We start from the raw sequence: 2,640 nt of genomic DNA, 5'->3' as shown, positions 1-2,640 counted from the left end.
CCCATCCAACCGACCGCTTTCCAAATTTTGGCGACTGGTTTGCCGTTCATCGAGCCGCCGAATGCATCCAGCGCGTTCACGCCTTTACGGCGGCCGATGACGTTTTCCACCAAAATCATCGGAATACCGATGACCAGCATGGCGATACAGAATAAAAACACATACGCGCCGCCGCCGTTTTCACCGACCAAATATGGGAAACGCCAGGTTGCACCAAAGCCGACAGTTGCGCCGGCAACGGTAAGGATGTAAGTCAAACGGTTGGACCAAGTTTGACGGGGTTGATTGGAAGACATAAAAACTCAGATACATGAAAATAAAGACAACATTTTACCGCAAAGATTTAACGAATCTTGACTAAAGTCTGAAAAGAATGTTAGGTAAAAAAACTATTTAATGAAGAATTTTTAGTGAGTTTTTCTAGTCTACTTGATATGGAAACGTGCAAACAGAGAATTCGGCTAAGGTAATATTGAATAAACGGCATCAGCAGAGGCCGTCTGAATGGCATACGTTTATACCTGTTTGGATAGAGCGCTCTTTTTATGAAACGATTTATTTGAAATTGAACGGGTTTGGATGGGTGCAGAAGAAATCGGAAACTAAATGGGAATATTGGCAAGCAATGAATAGGGTTGCGCGGTTTGGAAATGATGGGCTTTGATAAGGAGAGGCCGTCTGAAAGTACGTTGGCAGACCTGCCGAATTTTAGATAAAAAAAACCATCTATACTAAGGGGAAAGTATAGATGGCCAAACACATTACGGGGAAAACGTCTTACTCACTTACTCACTTCTCTCGAAGCAAGTGTTACTCAGACAGGCGAATTATACAATAGTTCAGTCCTTCTAGTGTTAAATTCTGTTAAATAAAAATAATAAGGTTTAGGTGGTTGATTTTAAATAAATTAAAAATCCATTTTGTTTAAAAAAATATCTCAAAATTTTGGAATTTTTTTAGATTTGGATGAATTTCCATTCTCCGGCGGCCAAATCGTCGACATTCCAGTCGCCGAATTGTTCTCGGTGGAGTTGTTCGACACGGTTGCCTGCGGCTGCGACCATGCGTTTGACCTGATGATATTTGCCCTCGGTAATGGTCATCATCAATGTGTTTGGGTCGGCCAACACTGCTTCGGCGGCAGCGACGGTTTCATTATCGTCATGCAGGAGGACTCCGTTTTTCAACGTAGCGCAAAGGGTATCGTCGTCAGGATACTTCAAGGTAACGCGGTAGAGCTTCGGAACTTTGTGTTTGGGCGAAGTAACGCGGTGGTTAAATTGCCCGTCGTTGGTAATCAGAATAATGCCGGTTGTGTCTGCATCCAAGCGGCCGACTGCCTGCATATCGATATTGCGCATGTGGTCGGGAAAAAGGCTGAAGATGCTCGGATATTGCTGGGGTTTGTGCGAAGTCTCGTAATCTGCAGGCTTATGAAGCAAAATGTAGAAATAGGGCATGGGTACGGCGGCAATCTCTTCGCCGTCAACAGACAGGGTGTGCACTTGAGACGGATCGATATCGTCTTTGGCACGATTATGAATTTCGCCGTTTATGGCGATACAGTCATTGTCTATCAGCCACTGGCATTGCTTGCGGCTGCCGAGGCCTTGCGCTTGGATGTATTTAAGCAGTTGCATGGTTGAAAAGTAGGAAATGTTCAGACGGCCTTTATTGTACTGGAAAACCGGTTTTAAGGCCGTCTGAAAAGCAGAGGCAAAAAAATCGCCCCTTTAAAATGTTAAGGGGCGCAAAAGGAACACAAACCACTACCAAAAACTGTTACAGGGCAAATTCTCCTATTTGATGTGTTGCCGGATAAAGTGCTTTCATCAAGTCATGTGGTGAAAGCGAGAAATCTTCGCTGTTTGTCGTCAGACGGCCTTGCTGAGGCGTAAGTTCGAGCAATCGGGCGTTTGCCGACTGGATGAACTTGTTTTTCGTGCGCTGCATTTTTCGTTGCAGGGCGGAAACAACGCGGTTGTACAGACTGTCTTTTTGCTTGACTTCGCGTGTATCGGCCACCCAGCTTAAGCGCGTATTGCCGTCTTCATCTTCAATCAGCAGGATGCCGGTTTCTGATTGGGGCGATTTGCCCATGCAAGGAAGCCAAACATAATAGCGGCCATCTAAAGTAATGAATACTGCGTCGTGTACTTCGCACTCATCGCAACACTTGGTGGCAATTAAAGAGCGGATGGCTTGTTGGTGCAGTCTCAGAATGTCAAGGGAGACTTGCTTAAAAATACTTTCGGGCATTTTCTTCTCCTTTCATTCTGTGGTGCGGTTGTTTCGTTTCGATGGGTTGTATTATACGGAGATTTTTTAAATTTGCAAATGATAATTGTTCCTATTATTTAAATAATAAGTAAGGTATTCATTATTAAAGAAATTAAATTTAAAAAAATTTGTAGAAATTGGGTTTCTACTCAAAATTGGAGTAATAGCCGGCCAATAGATGAAAAAAGAATAAAGGCCGTCTGAACAAATCCAGCGTTAAAAGGGCATTTGAAAAGCAGCTAAAGTTTTGCTGACTATACATTTCAGACGGCCTTCAGTATGATTCAGGACGTTTTGATAATTGCAGAAACCACCAACCATGAGCCAACGTCAGATTATCCTCGATACGGAAACCACGGG

At 43.7% G+C, this 2,640-nt stretch carries 3 protein-coding genes; all 3 read right to left on the bottom strand.

The features are described from left to right. The coding region (locus ACTHUT_RS17645) for a sodium-dependent transporter (RefSeq protein ID WP_440419232.1) at positions 1-296 on the bottom strand (296 nt) is incomplete at its 3' end. 660 nt (positions 297-956) lie between these two features. Further along, a complete protein-coding gene (locus tag ACTHUT_RS17640; protein WP_440386322.1) occupies positions 957-1,640 on the bottom strand; it encodes a 16S rRNA pseudouridine(516) synthase in 684 nt (227 codons plus the stop codon). Between the two features lie 142 nt (positions 1,641-1,782). Then, the gene (locus ACTHUT_RS17635; protein ID WP_003746951.1) at positions 1,783-2,259 is read right to left on the bottom strand and encodes a hypothetical protein; all 477 of its coding nucleotides are present in this window, start codon (positions 2,257-2,259) and stop codon (positions 1,783-1,785) included. Positions 2,260-2,640 lie beyond the last annotated feature (381 nt).

The sequence above is a fragment of the Neisseria sp. P0022.S010 genome, assembly GCF_051956635.1.
The sequence above is the reverse complement of the archived record's forward strand: the minus strand, read 5'-3'. Positions and strand labels throughout refer to the sequence as shown.

Coding starts and splice junctions, on each gene's coding strand:
- ACTHUT_RS17640 (WP_440386322.1), bottom strand. CDS start 1,640: ATGCAACTGCTTAAATACATCCAAGCGCAAGGCCTCGGCAGCCGCAAG.
- ACTHUT_RS17635 (WP_003746951.1), bottom strand. CDS start 2,259: ATGCCCGAAAGTATTTTTAAGCAAGTCTCCCTTGACATTCTGAGACTG.